Origin of the sequence: Actinoplanes sp. NPDC049118 (genome assembly GCF_040648555.1) — a bacterium.
In the GTDB taxonomy this organism is placed as follows: domain Bacteria; phylum Actinomycetota; class Actinomycetes; order Mycobacteriales; family Micromonosporaceae; genus Actinoplanes.
Genome location: NZ_JBEZDY010000015.1, coordinates 187,526 through 203,133 on the forward strand (window position 1 = coordinate 187,526; position 15,608 = coordinate 203,133).

Consider the following 15,608-nt stretch of genomic DNA (forward strand, 5'->3'; position numbering starts at 1 on the left):
CCGGCCTGGAAAATATCCGAGCAACGAAACACGAGGGATAGACCAAGTGCTCGACGTCAACTTCTTCGACGAGTTGCGCATCGGCCTTGCTACTGCTGACGACATCCGCCAGTGGTCGCACGGTGAGGTCAAGAAGCCCGAGACGATCAACTACCGCACGCTCAAGCCCGAGAAGGACGGACTCTTCTGCGAGAAGATCTTCGGTCCTCAGCGGGACTGGGAGTGCTACTGCGGAAAGTACAAGCGGGTTCGGTTCAAGGGCATCATCTGTGAGCGCTGCGGCGTCGAGGTGACCCGGTCCAAGGTGCGCCGTGAGCGCATGGGCCACATCGAGCTGGCCGCGTCGGTCACGCACATCTGGTACTTCAAGGGTGTGCCGAGCCGGCTGGGCTACCTGCTCGACCTGGCGCCCAAGGATCTCGAGAAGATCATCTACTTCGCCTCGTACGTGATCACGAGCGTTGACGCCGAGGCGCGTCACCGCGACATGTCCACCATCGAGAACGAGATCTTCGCCGAGAAGCGGCAGTCCGAGAACAGCCGCGACTCCGAGATCGAGAAGCGGGCCGCCAAGCTCGAGCAGGATCTCGCCGAGCTCGAGGCCGAGGGTGCCAAGGCCGACGTGCGCCGCAAGGTCAAGGAGGCCGGCGAACGCGAGATGCGCCAGATCCGTGACAAGGCGCAGCGCGAGATCGACCGGCTCGACGAGGTGCTCGACACCTTCCGCAAGCTCGACAGCAAGCAGCTCGTCACCGACGAACTGCTCTACCGCGAGCTGCGCGACCGTTTCGGGGAGTACTTCACCGGTGGCATGGGCGCCGAGGCGATCAAGGCGCTGCTGGAGAACATGGACCTCGACGCCGAGGCCGAGTCGCTGCGCGAGACCATCCGCAGCGGCAAGGGCCAGCGTAAGATCCGTGCGCTCAAGCGGCTCAAGGTCGTCGCCGCGTTCCTGAACACCCGCAACTCGCCGCTCGGCATGGTGCTGGACTGCGTCCCGGTCATCCCGCCGGACCTGCGCCCGATGGTGCAGCTCGACGGTGGCCGCTTCGCGACCAGCGACCTGAACGACCTGTACCGCCGGGTCATCAACCGCAACAACCGGCTCAAGCGACTGATCGACCTCGGTGCCCCCGAGATCATCGTCAACAACGAGAAGCGGATGCTGCAGGAGGCCGTCGACGCGCTGTTCGACAACGGCCGCCGCGGCCGGCCGGTCACCGGCCCGGGTAACCGTCCGCTGAAGTCGCTGTCCGACATGCTCAAGGGCAAGCAGGGCCGCTTCCGGCAGAACCTGCTCGGCAAGCGTGTCGACTACTCCGGCCGTTCCGTCATCGTCGTCGGCCCCCGGCTCAAGCTGCACCAGTGCGGCCTGCCGAAGCAGATGGCGTTGGAGCTGTTCAAGCCGTTCGTGATGAAGCGCCTGGTCGACCTGAACCACGCGCAGAACATCAAGTCGGCCAAGCGGATGGTCGAGCGTCAGCGCGCCGTCGTGTGGGACGTCCTCGAAGAGGTCATCAGCGAGCACCCGGTGCTGCTGAACCGCGCGCCGACCCTGCACCGCCTGGGCATCCAGGCCTTCGAGCCGCAGCTGGTCGAGGGCAAGGCGATCCAGATCCACCCGCTCGTCTGTACGGCGTTCAACGCCGACTTCGACGGTGACCAGATGGCGGTGCACGTGCCGCTGTCGGCCGAGGCGCAGGCCGAGGCCCGGATCCTGATGCTTTCGTCGAACAACATCCTCAAGCCGGCCGACGGCAAGCCGGTCACCATGCCCACCCAGGACATGGTCATCGGCCTCTACTACCTGACGCACCTCACCAAGGGTGCGAAGGGTGAGGGCCGGGTCTTCAGCTCGGACGCCGAGGCACGGATGGCGTTCGACAACGGCGAGCTGCACCTGCAGGCGCTCGTGAAGATCCGCCTGCCGGAGGTGCTCGAGGTCGACAACGGCGGCGACCAGCCGGCCTGGGCGAAGCCCGAGGGCTGGGAGTCGGGCGACAAGCTGCTCGTCGAGACCACCCTGGGACGGGTGCTCTTCAACGAGACGCTGCCGTCGGGCTACCGCTACGTCAACTACGAGATCCGCAAGGGTCAGCTCTCCGCGATCGTCAACGACCTCGCCGAGCGCTTCCCCAAGGTCGCCCTGGCGGCGACCCTGGACGCGCTCAAGGAGGCCGGCTTCCACTGGGCCACCTGGTCCGGTGTGACGATCGGTATGGGCGACGTCATCGGTCCTCCGCGCAAGCCGGAGATCATCGCTCGCTACCAGGGCGAGGCGGACCGCATCGACAAGCAGTACCAGCGGGGCCTGATGACCGCCGAGGAACGTCGCGGCGAGCTCATCGACATCTGGACCAACGCGACCAAGGACATCTCGAAGGAGATGGAGACGGCGCTGCCGCAGGAGAACCCGCTCTGGGTCATGATCAACTCCGGCGCTCGCGGCAACCTGCTCCAGCTCCGGCAGATCGCCGCGATCCGTGGTCTGGTGGCCAACCCCAAGGGCGAGATCATCCCGCGCCCGATCACCTCGTCGTACCGCGAGGGTCTGACCGTGCTGGAGTACTTCATCTCCACGCACGGTGCCCGTAAGGGTCTGGCCGACACCGCGCTGCGTACCGCCGACTCGGGTTACCTGACCCGGCGTCTGGTGGACGTCTCGCAGGACGTCATCATCCGTGAAGAGGACTGCGGCACCGATCGCGCGATCCCGATGACGGTGAGCGACCGCGAGCCCGACGGCACCCTCGTCGTGCACACGCACGCCGAGACCGGCGTGCACGCCCGCACCATCGCGGACGACATCGTCGGCCCCGACGGAAGCATCGCGGTTGCGCGTGGTGAGGACCTCAACTCGATCCTGGTCGACAAGCTTGTCGCCGCCGGGGTGGAGACGGTCCGGGTGCGCAGCGTCCTGACCTGCGAGTCGAAGCTCGGCGTGTGTGCGGCCTGCTACGGCCGTTCGCTGCCGACCGGCAAGTCGGTCGACATCGGCGAGGCCGTCGGCATCATCGCGGCCCAGTCCATCGGTGAGCCCGGCACGCAGCTGACGATGCGTACCTTCCACACCGGTGGTGTCGCGGGTGAGGACATCACCCAGGGTCTGCCGCGTGTGCAGGAGATCTTCGAGGCCCGCGTGCCCAAGGGCAAGGCGCCCATCGCCGACACCCCGGGTCGCATCCGCATCGAGGACGGCGAGCGGTCGCGGAAGATCATCGTGATCCCGGACGACGGCAGCGAAGAGATCGTCTACGACAAGATCTCGAAGCGGGTCAAGCTCCGGGCGCTCGACGGCGATCACGTAGCGGTCGGCGAGAAGCTCACCGAGGGCACCATCGACCCGCACGAGCTTCTGCGGATCATGGGTCCGCGGGCGGTCCAGGTCCACCTGACCAGTGAGGTCCAGGAGGTCTACCGCTCGCAGGGTGTGCTCATCCACGACAAGCACATCGAGATCATCATCCGCCAGATGCTCAAGCGGGTGACGGTCATCGACTCCGGCGCGACCGAGTTCCTGCCGGGCGTGCTGGTCGACCGGGCGCTCTTCGAGTCGGAGAACCGCCGGCTCGTCGGCGAGGGTGGCGAGCCCGCCGCCGGTCGTCCGGTGCTGATGGGTATCACCAAGGCCTCGCTGGCGACCGACTCCTGGCTCTCGGCGGCCTCCTTCCAGGAGACCACCCGGGTGCTCACCGACGCTGCGATCAACTCGCGCAGCGACTCGCTGGTGGGCCTCAAGGAGAACGTCATCATCGGCAAGCTCATCCCGGCCGGTACCGGCATCAGCAAGTACCGCAACATCCGGGTCGAGCCGACCGAGGAGGCGAAGGCCAAGGTGTACTCGATGACCGGGTACCCCGAGACCGACTACGGCTTCGGGCCGGCCAGCGGGCAGGCTGTGCCGCTGGACGACTTCGACTTCGGGTCGTACCGCTAAGGGTTTCACGTATCACCGCAAGGGCGGCCGCGCATCCACGCGCGGCCGCCCTTCGGTGTTCCTAAGATGGATGGGTGACACTCCCCGCCACCGCCGTGCCCACCCGCCACCCGATGGATCCGGATCCGGCTCCGTCGACCAAGGCGCGTGCCGTCTTCGCGCTCGGCCTGGTGGCGTTCCTGACCGGGGCGTTCGTCGGCGGCGTGATTCCCGCCACCGTCGCGTTGCTGCTGGCCCGCCAGGCCGAGCGCCAGGCCTACTCGGCCGGCGGCTACCTGACCGGCATGATCTGGGTGCGCCGCGGCCGGCTGCTGGCCTGGGTGGGGATCGTGCTGGCGCTCACCGCGCTTGTGGTGGCGACGATCGCCGGGCTGTTGCACCTCGCCGGCGCACCGGGTGGGCAGGACTTCGACGCGAACACCGACTGAGAGCCCGTCAGCGGGCCCCGGGGCTGTGCCGGACCACGTTCGGGTGACATGCTCGATGAGCCTTTTCAACGTGGCCCGGGCGGCAGATCCCGGCGGCCGCCAACGGCCCGGATGCCGCCGGCCCGAGGCCAGGTTGAAAGGCTCGATGATCCAGCGGTAAGCGGTGAGAGGGACGGTCCGTGACGCAACAGCCAGGTTCGTGGTCGGCACCGCCGGCGGCGCCGTACGGACAGCCACCGTCCGGGCAGGGGCCGCCGGGGCAGGCGCCCGGCGTCATGCCGCCGAAGTCGAACGAGTTGTGGACGCCGGCGCGGGTGGAGCCCGTTCCCGGCACCGGGTTCGGTCTGGTCCAGCTCAGAGTCACGCCGATCACGTCCGGGCTGGCGGTGGGCGCGATGATCGCCGGCATCGCCTCGATCCTCGTATCCACCTTGGTGCTCTGCTTCGGCATCGCCGGCTCGTCGGACGGCTGGGGTGGCTGGGTGGCGGGCGCGTTCGCCCTGCTGAGCGTGCTGCTCGGCGGCGGCGCCGTTGGTGTCGGCCTGGTCGCCCGGCGGCTGATCAGCCGCTCCGGGCGCTCGGGCCGGGTCCGCTTCACCGGCAACGGCATCGCCGTGGCGGGGGTCTGGTGCGGGGGAGCCGGGCTGGGAATCGCGGTGCTGACGCTGTTGTTGGTAGTGGTGTTGCAGTCCTCGTGAGACCTCGTGGTGCCGGATCCGACACCGCGGCTCTGTCGTGCCGAGGCACCCGGTACACTTGTTAGTTGGAGATGTCCATCAGGGGAAGCAGGCTCGTTTTGACCTGTGTCCCTGAGGTGGGTACTCTTTCCCCTCGTGCCCGGGCTCGCCCGGGCAACTCGTGCGTGCGCCCGAGTCTGTGGTAATCGACGGGGCAGTGGCACGACAGGGTTGCAGCCCTGACAAAGACAGAACACTCGTTGCGTGTGTCAAGCGCGCGGCGGGACCGTGAGCCGGACGACACGCCCGACCGCGGGTGTCGGAGACCCAAACCGGGGTCTCACGACGCACAACGCAAACGAAGACATTGCGGCCGCTATAAGGGCGGCCGAAGGGAGCGGAGAAACCCGGTGCCCACGATCCAGCAGCTGGTCCGAAAGGGCCGCCAGGCGAAGACGAGTAAGACCAAGACGCCGGCGCTGAAGGGAAGCCCCCAGCGGCGCGGCGTGTGCACGCGCGTGTACACCACCACCCCCAAGAAGCCGAACTCTGCGCTGCGCAAGGTCGCTCGTGTGAAGCTCAGCAGCCAGATCGAGGTGACGGCGTACATCCCGGGCGTCGGCCACAACCTGCAGGAGCACTCGATCGTGCTCGTGCGCGGCGGTCGCGTTAAGGACCTCCCGGGCGTCCGCTACAAGATCGTCCGCGGTTCGCTGGACACCCAGGGTGTCCGCAACCGCAAGCAGGCCCGCAGCCGTTACGGCGCGAAGAAGGAGAAGAGCTGACATGCCGCGTAAGGGCCCCGCTCCGCGCCACCCGGTGGTTCCGGACCCGGTTTACAACTCACCTCTGGTCACCCAGCTGGTGAACAAGATCCTGGTCGGGGGCAAGCGTCAGCTCGCCGAGCGCATCGTCTACGGCGCCCTCGAGGGCTGCCGTGAGAAGAGCGGCACCGATCCCGTGGTGACGCTCAAGCGCGCCATGGACAACGTCAAGCCGACCCTCGAGGTCCGCAGCCGCCGTGTCGGTGGCGCGACCTACCAGGTGCCGGTCGAGGTCCGCACTCCGCGGCAGACCACCCTCGGTCTGCGCTGGCTGGTCCAGTACTCCAAGGCCCGCCGCGAGAAGACCATGATCGAGCGCCTGCAGAACGAGCTGCTCGACGCCAGCAACGGTCTCGGTGCTGCCGTCAAGCGACGCGAGGACACCCACAAGATGGCGGAGTCCAACAAGGCCTTCGCGCACTACCGCTGGTAAGACCCCGCTGCCGGCCCGGTTCCCGCCGGGCCACCGCAGTCAGTCGTACCGGTCCTGCAGAGACGACGACGAAGAAAAGTAGGGATTGAAGTGGCCGCCGCAGACGCGCTCGCCAAGGTACGCAACATCGGCATCATGGCGCACATCGACGCTGGTAAGACCACGACGACCGAGCGGATCCTGTTCTACACCGGTATCACGTACAAGATCGGTGAAGTCCACGAGGGCGCGGCCGTCATGGACTGGATGGAGCAGGAACAGGAACGCGGCATCACCATCACCTCCGCCGCCACGAAGTGCGAGTGGAACGGGTACACGATCCAGATCATCGACACGCCCGGCCACGTCGACTTCACGGTCGAGGTCGAGCGGTCGCTGCGTGTGCTCGACGGTGCCGTCGCGGTCTACGACGGTGTCGCCGGCGTGGAGCCCCAGACGGAGAACGTCTGGCGGCAGGCGGACAAGTACCGCGTTCCCCGGATGTGCTTCGTCAACAAGCTCGACCGGACCGGTGCGGACTTCTTCCGCTGTGTGCAGATGATGATCGACCGGCTCAACGCCACGCCGCTCGTCCTGCAGATCCCGATCGGGCTCGAGGGCGACCACATCGGCGTCGTCGACCTGATCGGCATGCGGGCGCTCACCTGGCGCGGCGAGACCACCAAGGGTGAGGACTACGCGATCGAGGAGATCCCGGCCGACCTGGTCGACTCCGCGAACGAGTGGCGCGAGAAGCTCATCGAGACGCTCGCCGACGTCGACGACGCCGTCATGGAGAAGTACCTCGAAGGCGAAGAGGTCTCCCAGGACGAGATCAAGGCCGCCATCCGGCGCGCCACGATCGCCAGCAAGGCCAACCCGGTGCTGTGCGGCTCGGCGTTCAAGAACAAGGGCGTTCAGCCCATGCTCGACGCCGTGGTCGACTTCCTGCCGTCGCCGCTGGACGTCCCCGCCATCGACGGTACGGCCGTCGACGGTGAGACCCCGATCGTGCGCAAGCCGTCGAACGACGAGCCCTTCTCGGGCCTGGCGTTCAAGATCCAGACGGACAAGCACCTCGGCAAGCTCACCTACGTCCGGGTCTACTCCGGAACGCTCGACTCCGGTTCCCAGGTGGTCAACTCCACCAAGGACCGCAAGGAGCGGATCGGCAAGATCTACCAGATGCACGCGAACAAGCGTGAGGAGCGCCCGTCGGCGCAGGCCGGCGACATCATCGCCGTCCAGGGTCTCAAGCAGACCACCACCGGCGACACGCTCAGCGACCCGGCGAACCCGGTCATCCTGGAGTCGATGACCTTCCCGGAGCCGGTCATCCAGGTCGCCATCGAGCCGAAGACCAAGTCCGACCAGGAGAAGCTGGGCGTCGCGATCCAGCGCCTGGCCGAGGAGGACCCGACCTTCCGCGTCTTCAACGACGAGGAGACCGGTCAGACGGTCATCGCCGGCATGGGCGAGCTGCACCTCGACATCCTCGTGGACCGCATGCGCCGCGAGTTCAACGTCGAGGCGAACATCGGTAAGCCGCAGGTGGCGTACCGTGAGACGATCCGCGGCACGGTGGAGAAGCTCACCTACGTGCACAAGAAGCAGACCGGTGGCTCGGGCCAGTACGCGAAGGTCGTCGTCACCGTCGAGCCCCTGCCGCTCGCGGCGGACGGCCCGACGTACGAGTTCGTCAACGCGGTGTCCGGCGGTCGTATCCCCAAGGAGTACATCCCCTCGGTGGACGCGGGCGCGCAGGACTCGCTGCAGTACGGCGTCCTCGCCGGCTACCCGCTGGTCGGCGTGAAGCTGACGCTGGTGGACGGCCAGTTCCACGAGGTCGACTCGTCGGAAATGGCGTTCAAGATCGCCGGCTCGATCGTGATGAAGGAGGCGGCCCGCAAGGCCGACCCCGCACTCCTCGAGCCGATGATGTCCGTTGAGGTCACCACCCCTGAGGACAACATGGGTGACGTCATCGGTGACCTCAACTCCCGCCGCGGCATCATCCAGTCGATGGAGGAGCGCTCCGGCGCTCGCGTCATCAAGGCTCTGGTGCCGCTCTCGGAGATGTTCGGCTACGTCGGCGACCTGCGGTCGAAGACTCAGGGCCGGGCGAGCTACAGCATGCAGTTCGACTCCTACGCCGAGGTTCCGCAGAGTGTGGCGAAGGAGATCATCGCTAAGGCCACTGGCGCCTGACGCGTTGAGGCACGTGCGGTTCGTCGAGAACCGCACGTGCACGAGCAGTCGACAGAGTCCTGAGCGCCTTATCGGCGTGCCGGGCGAGAAGAAAAGACACAGTCCACAGGAGGACACCAGTGGCGAAGGCGAAGTTCGAGCGGACTAAGCCGCACGTCAACATCGGCACCATTGGTCACATCGACCACGGTAAGACGACGCTGACTGCGGCCATCACGAAGGTCCTGCACGACGAGTACCCGGACCTGAACCCCTACACGCCGTTCGACGAGATCGACAAGGCGCCGGAGGAGAAGGCCCGCGGCATCACGATCTCGATCGCGCACGTCGAGTACCAGACCGCGACGCGGCACTACGCGCACGTGGACTGCCCCGGCCACGCCGACTACATCAAGAACATGATCACCGGTGCCGCCCAGATGGACGGCGCGATCCTGGTGGTCGCCGCGACCGACGGCCCGATGCCGCAGACCAAGGAGCACGTGCTCCTGGCCCGCCAGGTCGGCGTTCCGTACATCGTTGTCGCCCTGAACAAGAGCGACATGGTCGAGGACGAGGAGCTCCTGGAGCTCGTCGAGCTCGAGGTTCGCGAGCTGCTCAGCACCTACGAGTTCCCGGGCGACGACCTGCCGGTCGTGCGCGTCTCGGCGCTCAAGGCGCTCGAGGGCGACGCGGAGTGGAGCGGCAAGCTCATGGAGCTGATGAACGCGGTCGACACCGCGATCCCGCAGCCCGAGCGTGACGTCGAGAAGCCGTTCCTCATGCCGATCGAGGACGTGTTCACGATCACCGGTCGTGGCACGGTCGTCACCGGCCGGGCCGAGCGCGGCATCCTCAAGCCGAACGAGGAGGTCGAGATCGTGGGTATCCGCGAGAAGTCGACCAAGACCGTTTGCACCGGCATCGAGATGTTCCGCAAGCTGCTCGACGAGGCCCGCGCGGGCGAGAACGTCGGCCTCCTGCTGCGCGGTATCAAGCGCGAGGACGTCGAGCGCGGCATGGTCGTCGTCAAGCCCGGCTCGAGCACTCCGCACACGGAGTTCGAGGGCCAGGTCTACATCCTCTCGAAGGAGGAGGGCGGCCGGCACACGCCGTTCTTCCAGAACTACCGCCCGCAGTTCTACTTCCGCACCACGGACGTCACCGGCGTCGTCACGCTGCCCGAGGGCACCGAGATGGTCATGCCGGGCGACTCCACCAGCATGTCGGTCAAGCTGATCCAGCCGATCGCCATGGAGCAGGGCCTGAAGTTCGCGATCCGTGAGGGTGGCCGCACCGTCGGCGCCGGAACGGTCACGAAGATCAACGTTTGAGTTTGGTGACCCCGATTAGCAATGCCGCGATCGATGCGGCATACTAGTCAGGTTGCGTCCGCGCAGGGTGGTTGGCTGCTCTCGCTTTCGAGAGAGGGCGGTCAGCCACCCTCGCCGGGTGTCCGGCGTGGTTCTTCGTAGCCGCCGGCATCCCCGATCCCGACGGATCAAGGAAAACTCTCCGGAGGATTTCTTGCGGGCATGATCGCTCCAGAGTCTTGGGGCGGAGCCTGGTTCACCAGCGCGACACGCCCGACCGCGGGGGTCGGACATCGCAGGACCAACGGTCCTGCGGGCATGCGAAGGCCACAGCTTTCGCACGTAGCGGCATCGAGAGAAGGAAACAGAAGCCACCATGGCGGGACAGAAGATCCGCATCCGGCTCAAGGCCTATGACCACGAGGTCGTCGACTCCTCGGCGCGCAAGATCGTCGAGACGGTTACGCGTACCGGTGCGCAGGTTGCTGGCCCGGTGCCGCTGCCCACGGAGATCAACCGTTTCTGCGTGATCCGTTCGCCGCACAAGTACAAGGACTCGCGCGAGCACTTCGAGATGCGCACGCACAAGCGTCTGATCGACATCATCGACCCGACTCCGAAGACGGTCGACTCGCTGATGCGCCTCGACCTCCCGGCTGGCGTCGACATCGAGATCAAGCTGTAGGGATCCGGACAATGGACAGGCAAGTGAAGGGCATCCTGGGCGCCAAGCTCGGCATGACCCAGGTCTGGGACAACAACAAGGTCGTCCCGGTAACCGTGGTGCAGGCCGGCCCGTGCGTCGTGACCCAGGTCCGCACCTCCGAGACTGACGGCTACACCGCGGTTCAGCTGGCGTACGGCGCCATCGACCCGCGGAAGGTCAACAAGCCGGAGGGCGGCCACTACGCGAAGGCGGGTGTGTCGCCGCGGCGCCACATCGTGGAGCTGCGCACCAGCGACGCCACCGAGTACGAGCTCGGCCAAGAGGTCACCGTAGAGGCGTTCGCGGTCGGTACGCCGATCGACGTCACCGGTAAGACCAAGGGCAAGGGCTACGCCGGTGTCATGAAGCGGCACGGTTTCCACGGCCTCAAGTCGAGCCACGGTGTTGAGCGCAAGCACCGTTCGCCCGGCTCCATCGGCGCCTGCGCGACGCCCGGCCGCGTCTTCCGGGGTACCCGGATGGCCGGTCGCATGGGCAACAAGCGCTTCACCGTGCAGAACCTGACGGTGCAGGCGGTCGACGTGGAGAACAACCTGCTGCTCGTCAAGGGCGCCGTTCCCGGCCCCAAGGGCGCGCTGATCCTCGTCCGTACGGCGGCGAAGAAGAAGGGTGGTGCCAAGTGAGCTCGGTTGACGTGATCAACACCGAGGGCACGAAGGCCGGCTCGGTCGAGCTGCCCGACGACATCTTCGACGTGCAGGCGAACATCCCGCTGATGCACCAGGTCGTCGTGGCCCAGCTCGCCGCGGCCCGTCAGGGCACGCACAAGGCGAAGTCCCGCGGCGAGGTCGCCGGTGGCGGCAAGAAGCCTTACAAGCAGAAGGGCACCGGCCGCGCCCGTCAGGGCTCGATCCGTGCACCGCAGTTCACCGGCGGTGGCGTCGTGCACGGCCCCGTGCCGCGCGACTACAGCCAGCGGACCCCGAAGAAGATGAAGGCCGCCGCCCTGCGTGGCGCCCTCTCCGACCGGGCACGCGACGGCCGGGTGCACGTGGTCGAGGGCTTCATCGCCGGCGACAAGCCGTCGACGAAGGCCGCGATCGCCACGCTGCGCAAGGCGACCGAGTCGAAGAAGGTTCTGGTCGTCCTGAGCAGCCACGACGAGCTGAACTGGATCTCGCTGCGGAACGAGCCGACCGTCCACCTCATCGAGGCCGGCCAGCTCAACACGTACGACGTCCTGGTCGCCGACGAGGTCGTCTTCACCAAGGAGGCCCTCGACGAGTTCCTGGGCGTTCCGGCCGAAGCCGCCGAGGAGGGGGACAAGTGAGCACGATCGCCGACCCGCGCGACATCATCGTCGCGCCCGTGGTCTCCGAGAAGAGCTACAGCGTTCTCGACCAGAACTGGTACACGTTCCTGGTCCACCCGGACGCGAACAAGACCCAGATCAAGATCGCGATCCAGCAGATCTTCGACGTCCGCGTGCTGACGGTGAACACCGCGAACCGCGAGGGCAAGCGCAAGCGCACCAAGACCGGGTTCGGTCAGCGCAAGGCGACCAAGCGCGCGATGGTGAAGCTGGCTGACGGTGACCGTATCGAGGCCTTCGGCGGCCCGGTCAGCTAAGGGGTTGTAAATCATGGCTATCCGTAAGTACAAGCCGACCACGCCGGGCCGTCGCGGCTCCAGCGTCGCCGACTTCGCCGAGATCACCCGGTCGACGCCGGAGAAGTCTCTGCTGGCCCCGCTGCCCAAGAAGGGTGGCCGCAACGTTCACGGCCGCATCACCACGCGGCACCAGGGCGGCGGTCACAAGCGGCAGTACCGGCTGATCGACTTCAAGCGCAACGACAAGGACGGTGTGCCGGCCAAGGTCGCTCACATCGAGTACGACCCCAACCGCACGTCCCGCATCGCACTGCTGCACTACGCCGACGGCGAGAAGCGCTACATCCTCGCGCCGAAGGACCTCAAGCAGGGCGACCGGGTCGAGTCGGGTGTCGGCGCGGACATCAAGCCGGGCAACAACCTGCCCCTGCGCAACATCCCGGTCGGTACGACGGTCCACGGTGTGGAGCTTCGTCCCGGCGGTGGCGCCAAGCTGGCCCGCTCGGCCGGCGTTGGCATTCAGCTGCTCGGTCGTGAGGGTGTGTACGCCACGCTGCGTATGCCCTCCGGCGAGATCCGGCGCGTCGACATCCGCTGTCGCGCGACCGTCGGCGAGATCGGTAACGCCGAGCAGTCGAACATCAACTGGGGCAAGGCCGGCCGCATGCGATGGAAGGGCAAGCGCCCGACCGTCCGTGGTGTCGCCATGAACCCGGTCGACCACCCGCACGGTGGTGGCGAGGGTAAGACCTCAGGTGGTCGCCACCCGGTCAACCCCGCCGGAAAGCCGGAGGGCCGTACCCGCCGCAAGGGCCAGGAGAGCGACCGCATGATCGTTCGCCGCCGCTACGCCACCCGCAAGCGCGGGTAACGGGAGTTAAAAGATGCCTCGCAGCCTGAAGAAGGGCCCGTTCGTCGACGACCACCTGATCAAGAAGGTGGAAGTCCAGAACGAGAAGAACTCGAAGAACGTCATCAAGACCTGGTCGCGGCGCTCGACGATCATTCCCGACATGCTCGGGCACACGATCGCCGTGCACGACGGGCGCAAGCACGTCCCGGTGTTCATCACCGAGGCCATGGTCGGGCACAAGCTCGGCGAGTTCGCTCTGACCCGCACGTTCAAGGGTCACGAGAAGGACGACCGCAAGAGCCGTCGTCGCTAAGCAGTCCACGGATTAAGGAACAAGAGGGGTTACAGCGATGCCAGTCAAGGGCGACGCTCCGGCGCTTCCGGGCGCACGGGCGGTTGCGCGCCACGTGCGCATCTCGCCGAACAAGGCGCGCCGTGTGATCAACCTCGTCCGCGGTCTGCCCGCGAAGGAGGCTCTCACGGTTCTGCAGTTCGCACCGCAGGCCGCGAGTGAGCAGGTCTACAAGGTGCTCGCGAGCGCGATTGCGAACGCGGAGAACAACGAGCGGCTCGACCCGGACGCTCTCCTCGTCAGCGAGGCGTTCGTCGACGAGGGTCCGACGCTCAAGCGGTTCCGGCCGCGTGCGCAGGGCCGGGCGTACCGGATCCGCAAGCGCACCTGTCACATCACCGTGGCAGTGGAGGCGGTCCAGGTGGCCACTCCGGCCCGCAAGGCCGCCGCGAAGAAGGCCGCGCCTGCGAAGAAGGCGGCGCCCGCCGCCGAATCCCAGAGCACGGAGGGTGCCGAGTAATGGGTCAGAAAGTTCACCCCACCGGGTTCCGTCTCGGCATCTCCACCGACTGGCGGAGCCGCTGGTTCGCGGACAAGCTCTACAAGGACTACATCGGCGAGGACGTCAAGATCCGCCGCATGATGTCCAAGGGCCTCGAGCGCGCCGGCATCTCCAAGGTTGACATCGAGCGCACCCGTGACCGGGTCCGCGTGGACATCCACACCGCCCGGCCGGGCATCGTCATCGGCCGTAAGGGTGCGGAGGCCGACCGGATCCGCGGCGAGCTCGAGAAGCTCACCGGCAAGCAGGTGCAGCTCAACATCCTCGAGGTGAAGAGCCCGGAGTCGGACGCTCAGCTCGTGGCGCAGGGCGTCGCCGAGCAGCTCTCCAGCCGGGTCAGCTTCCGCCGGGCGATGCGCAAGGCGATGCAGTCCGCGATGAAGAACCCGGTCTGCAAGGGTATCCGGGTGCAGGTCTCCGGCCGCCTCGGCGGCGCGGAGATGAGCCGCACGGAGTTCTACCGTGAGGGTCGCGTTCCGCTGCACACGCTGCGCGCCAACATCGAGTACGGCTTCTTCGAGGCCCGTACGACCTTCGGCCGCATCGGTGTGAAGGTCTGGATCTACAAGGGCGACGCCGTGCCGGGTCGCGAGGTCGCCCCCGAGGCGCCCGCGCGTCCGCGCCGTGACCGTGCCGACCGCCCCGAGCGTCCGCGCCGTGGCCGTTCCGGCTCGTCCGGCACGACCGCGGGTGGCACCGAGGCCGGCCGCGCCGCCCAGGCCGCGGCTGTGACCCCCGCCCCGGCGGAGGCCGCACCCACGACCGACACCGCCGTTGCTCCGGCCGCGGCCGAAACGCAGCAGGAGGGCTGACACATGCTGATGCCGCGTAAGCCCCCGAAGGGCTTCCGCAAGCCGCACCACCCGGACCGCCACGGCGCGTCCAAGGGCGGCAACCGGGTGGTCTTCGGTGAGTTCGGTATCCAGGCCCTGGAGCCGGCGTACGTGACCAACCGGCAGATCGAGTCGGCCCGTATCGCCATGACGCGCCACATCAAGCGTGGCGGTAAGGTCTGGATCTCGATCTTCCCGGACCAGGCACTGACCAAGAAGCCTGCCGAGACCCGCATGGGTTCCGGCAAGGGCTCGCCGGAGTGGTGGGTGGCGAACGTCAAGCCGGGACGCATTCTCTTCGAGATGTCGTTCCCGAACGAGACGATCGCGCGCGAAGCGATGCGTCGCGCGATCCACAAGCTCCCGATGAAGTGCCGCATCGTGACGCGCGAAGTGGGTGAAAGCTGATGGCAGCGGGCGTTAAGGCCTCCGAGCTGCGGGAACTCCCTGAAGAGGAGCTCGTCTCGCGGCTTAAGGAGTCCAAGGCGGAGCTGTTCAATCTCCGCGTTCAGGGTGCGACCGGCCAGCTCGACAACCACCGTCGTCTGCAGGTCGTCCGCAAGGACATCGCGAAGATCTACACGATCATGCGTGAGCGTGAGCTGGGGCTCTCGGCCGCGCCGACTGAGGTGACTACAGCATGAGCGAGAACGCAGCTGCTGCGCCGCGGAGCCAGCGCAAGGTGCGCGAGGGCCTCGTGGTCAGCGACAAGATGGACAAGACCGTCATCGTCGAGGTCGAGGACCGCGTCAAGCACGCTCTGTACGGCAAGGTTCTGCGGCGCACCCGCAAGCTTCAGGTGCACGACGAGCAGAACGCGTGCGGGGTGGGCGACCGGGTTTCCCTGATGGAGACCCGCCCGCTCTCCGCCACCAAGCGGTGGCGTGTAGTGGAGATCCTCGAAAAGGCCAAGTGAGTTTGCTGGGCCGGCCGGGTCCCCCCGGCCGGCCCGGCGGACCATCGTTCCGCCAAGCTTCGGCAATTCGCCGGAGAACTGGCAGACATAGGAGAC

At 67.0% G+C, this 15,608-nt stretch carries 18 protein-coding genes; all 18 read left to right on the top strand.

Going from position 1 to position 15,608, the window contains the following annotated elements; translation table 11 throughout:
• The first annotated feature begins 46 nt into the window (after positions 1–46).
• The 18 genes from AB0B58_RS24730 (at position 47) to rpsQ (ending at position 15,512) form a co-directional block, all read left to right on the top strand.
• Positions 47–3,937, top strand: a complete 3,891-nt coding sequence (locus AB0B58_RS24730) for a DNA-directed RNA polymerase subunit beta' (RefSeq protein ID WP_360227884.1) — start codon at positions 47–49, stop codon at positions 3,935–3,937.
• A 113-nt stretch (positions 3,938–4,050) separates the two neighbouring features.
• On the top strand, positions 4,051–4,365 hold the full coding sequence (locus AB0B58_RS24735) for a hypothetical protein (RefSeq protein WP_360228085.1): 315 nt from the start codon (positions 4,051–4,053) through the stop codon (positions 4,363–4,365).
• Between the two features lie 179 nt (positions 4,366–4,544).
• The gene (locus tag AB0B58_RS24740; RefSeq protein WP_360227887.1) at positions 4,545–5,063 is read left to right on the top strand and encodes a hypothetical protein; all 519 of its coding nucleotides are present in this window, start codon (positions 4,545–4,547) and stop codon (positions 5,061–5,063) included.
• A 389-nt stretch (positions 5,064–5,452) separates the two neighbouring features.
• Complete coding sequence (gene rpsL, locus AB0B58_RS24745; RefSeq protein WP_014440718.1) at positions 5,453–5,827, top strand: 30S ribosomal protein S12; 375 nt, start codon at positions 5,453–5,455, stop codon at positions 5,825–5,827.
• 1 nt (position 5,828) lies between these two features.
• Positions 5,829–6,299, top strand: a complete 471-nt coding sequence (gene rpsG, locus AB0B58_RS24750; RefSeq protein ID WP_106130645.1) for a 30S ribosomal protein S7 — start codon at positions 5,829–5,831, stop codon at positions 6,297–6,299.
• Positions 6,300–6,389: 90 nt separating this feature from the next.
• Positions 6,390–8,486 carry an elongation factor G gene (fusA, locus tag AB0B58_RS24755; protein ID WP_360227891.1) on the top strand — a complete coding sequence of 699 codons (2,097 nt, stop codon included), beginning with the start codon at positions 6,390–6,392 and terminating at the stop codon, positions 8,484–8,486.
• Between the two features lie 119 nt (positions 8,487–8,605).
• Entirely contained in the window at positions 8,606–9,799 is a 1,194-nt protein-coding gene (gene tuf, locus AB0B58_RS24760) for an elongation factor Tu (protein ID WP_360227894.1), read from the top strand.
• Between the two features lie 355 nt (positions 9,800–10,154).
• Positions 10,155–10,463 carry a 30S ribosomal protein S10 gene (rpsJ, locus tag AB0B58_RS24765; protein ID WP_007073037.1) on the top strand — a complete coding sequence of 103 codons (309 nt, stop codon included), beginning with the start codon at positions 10,155–10,157 and terminating at the stop codon, positions 10,461–10,463.
• Positions 10,464–10,474: 11 nt separating this feature from the next.
• Complete coding sequence (rplC, locus tag AB0B58_RS24770; RefSeq protein WP_360227897.1) at positions 10,475–11,128, top strand: 50S ribosomal protein L3; 654 nt, start codon at positions 10,475–10,477, stop codon at positions 11,126–11,128.
• The gene (rplD, locus tag AB0B58_RS24775; RefSeq protein WP_360227900.1) at positions 11,125–11,775 is read left to right on the top strand and encodes a 50S ribosomal protein L4; all 651 of its coding nucleotides are present in this window, start codon (positions 11,125–11,127) and stop codon (positions 11,773–11,775) included. The genes rplC and rplD overlap by 4 nt, the downstream gene beginning before the upstream one ends.
• On the top strand, positions 11,772–12,074 hold the full coding sequence (gene rplW / locus AB0B58_RS24780; protein WP_184997663.1) for a 50S ribosomal protein L23: 303 nt from the start codon (positions 11,772–11,774) through the stop codon (positions 12,072–12,074). The genes rplD and rplW overlap by 4 nt, the downstream gene beginning before the upstream one ends.
• Positions 12,075–12,087: 13 nt before the next feature.
• Positions 12,088–12,927 carry a 50S ribosomal protein L2 gene (gene rplB / locus AB0B58_RS24785; protein WP_184997662.1) on the top strand — a complete coding sequence of 280 codons (840 nt, stop codon included), beginning with the start codon at positions 12,088–12,090 and terminating at the stop codon, positions 12,925–12,927.
• Between the two features lie 13 nt (positions 12,928–12,940).
• Positions 12,941–13,222: a 30S ribosomal protein S19 gene (gene rpsS / locus AB0B58_RS24790; RefSeq protein ID WP_014440726.1), complete on the top strand. Its 282-nt coding sequence runs from the start codon at positions 12,941–12,943 to the stop codon at positions 13,220–13,222.
• Positions 13,223–13,259: 37 nt separating this feature from the next.
• Positions 13,260–13,721, top strand: a complete 462-nt coding sequence (gene rplV / locus AB0B58_RS24795; RefSeq protein WP_360227905.1) for a 50S ribosomal protein L22 — start codon at positions 13,260–13,262, stop codon at positions 13,719–13,721.
• Entirely contained in the window at positions 13,721–14,575 is an 855-nt protein-coding gene (gene rpsC / locus AB0B58_RS24800; RefSeq protein WP_354725004.1) for a 30S ribosomal protein S3, read from the top strand. Before rplV ends, rpsC begins: the two co-directional genes overlap by 1 nt.
• 3 nt (positions 14,576–14,578) lie before the next feature.
• Complete coding sequence (rplP, locus tag AB0B58_RS24805) at positions 14,579–15,004, top strand: 50S ribosomal protein L16 (RefSeq protein WP_015618999.1); 426 nt, start codon at positions 14,579–14,581, stop codon at positions 15,002–15,004.
• Positions 15,004–15,240, top strand: a complete 237-nt coding sequence (gene rpmC, locus AB0B58_RS24810) for a 50S ribosomal protein L29 (RefSeq protein WP_360227910.1) — start codon at positions 15,004–15,006, stop codon at positions 15,238–15,240. The genes rplP and rpmC overlap by 1 nt, the downstream gene beginning before the upstream one ends.
• Positions 15,237–15,512, top strand: coding sequence for a 30S ribosomal protein S17 (gene rpsQ / locus AB0B58_RS24815; protein WP_360227913.1), 276 nt, complete (start codon positions 15,237–15,239; stop codon positions 15,510–15,512). Before rpmC ends, rpsQ begins: the two co-directional genes overlap by 4 nt.
• Positions 15,513–15,608 lie beyond the last annotated feature (96 nt).

Excerpts from the sequence above, each read along its gene's own strand:
- rpsS (WP_014440726.1), top strand. The coding sequence starts at position 12,941 with ATGCCTCGCAGCCTGAAGAAGGGCCCGTTCGTCGACGACCACCTGATC.
- AB0B58_RS24735 (WP_360228085.1), top strand. The coding sequence starts at position 4,051 with ATGGATCCGGATCCGGCTCCGTCGACCAAGGCGCGTGCCGTCTTCGCG.
- rplV (WP_360227905.1), top strand. The coding sequence starts at position 13,260 with ATGCCAGTCAAGGGCGACGCTCCGGCGCTTCCGGGCGCACGGGCGGTT.
- rplP (WP_015618999.1), top strand. The coding sequence starts at position 14,579 with ATGCTGATGCCGCGTAAGCCCCCGAAGGGCTTCCGCAAGCCGCACCAC.
- rpsC (WP_354725004.1), top strand. The coding sequence starts at position 13,721 with ATGGGTCAGAAAGTTCACCCCACCGGGTTCCGTCTCGGCATCTCCACC.
- rplC (WP_360227897.1), top strand. The coding sequence starts at position 10,475 with ATGGACAGGCAAGTGAAGGGCATCCTGGGCGCCAAGCTCGGCATGACC.
- rplB (WP_184997662.1), top strand. The coding sequence starts at position 12,088 with ATGGCTATCCGTAAGTACAAGCCGACCACGCCGGGCCGTCGCGGCTCC.
- rpsJ (WP_007073037.1), top strand. The coding sequence starts at position 10,155 with ATGGCGGGACAGAAGATCCGCATCCGGCTCAAGGCCTATGACCACGAG.
- rpsG (WP_106130645.1), top strand. The coding sequence starts at position 5,829 with ATGCCGCGTAAGGGCCCCGCTCCGCGCCACCCGGTGGTTCCGGACCCG.
- rpmC (WP_360227910.1), top strand. The coding sequence starts at position 15,004 with ATGGCAGCGGGCGTTAAGGCCTCCGAGCTGCGGGAACTCCCTGAAGAG.
- rpsQ (WP_360227913.1), top strand. The coding sequence starts at position 15,237 with ATGAGCGAGAACGCAGCTGCTGCGCCGCGGAGCCAGCGCAAGGTGCGC.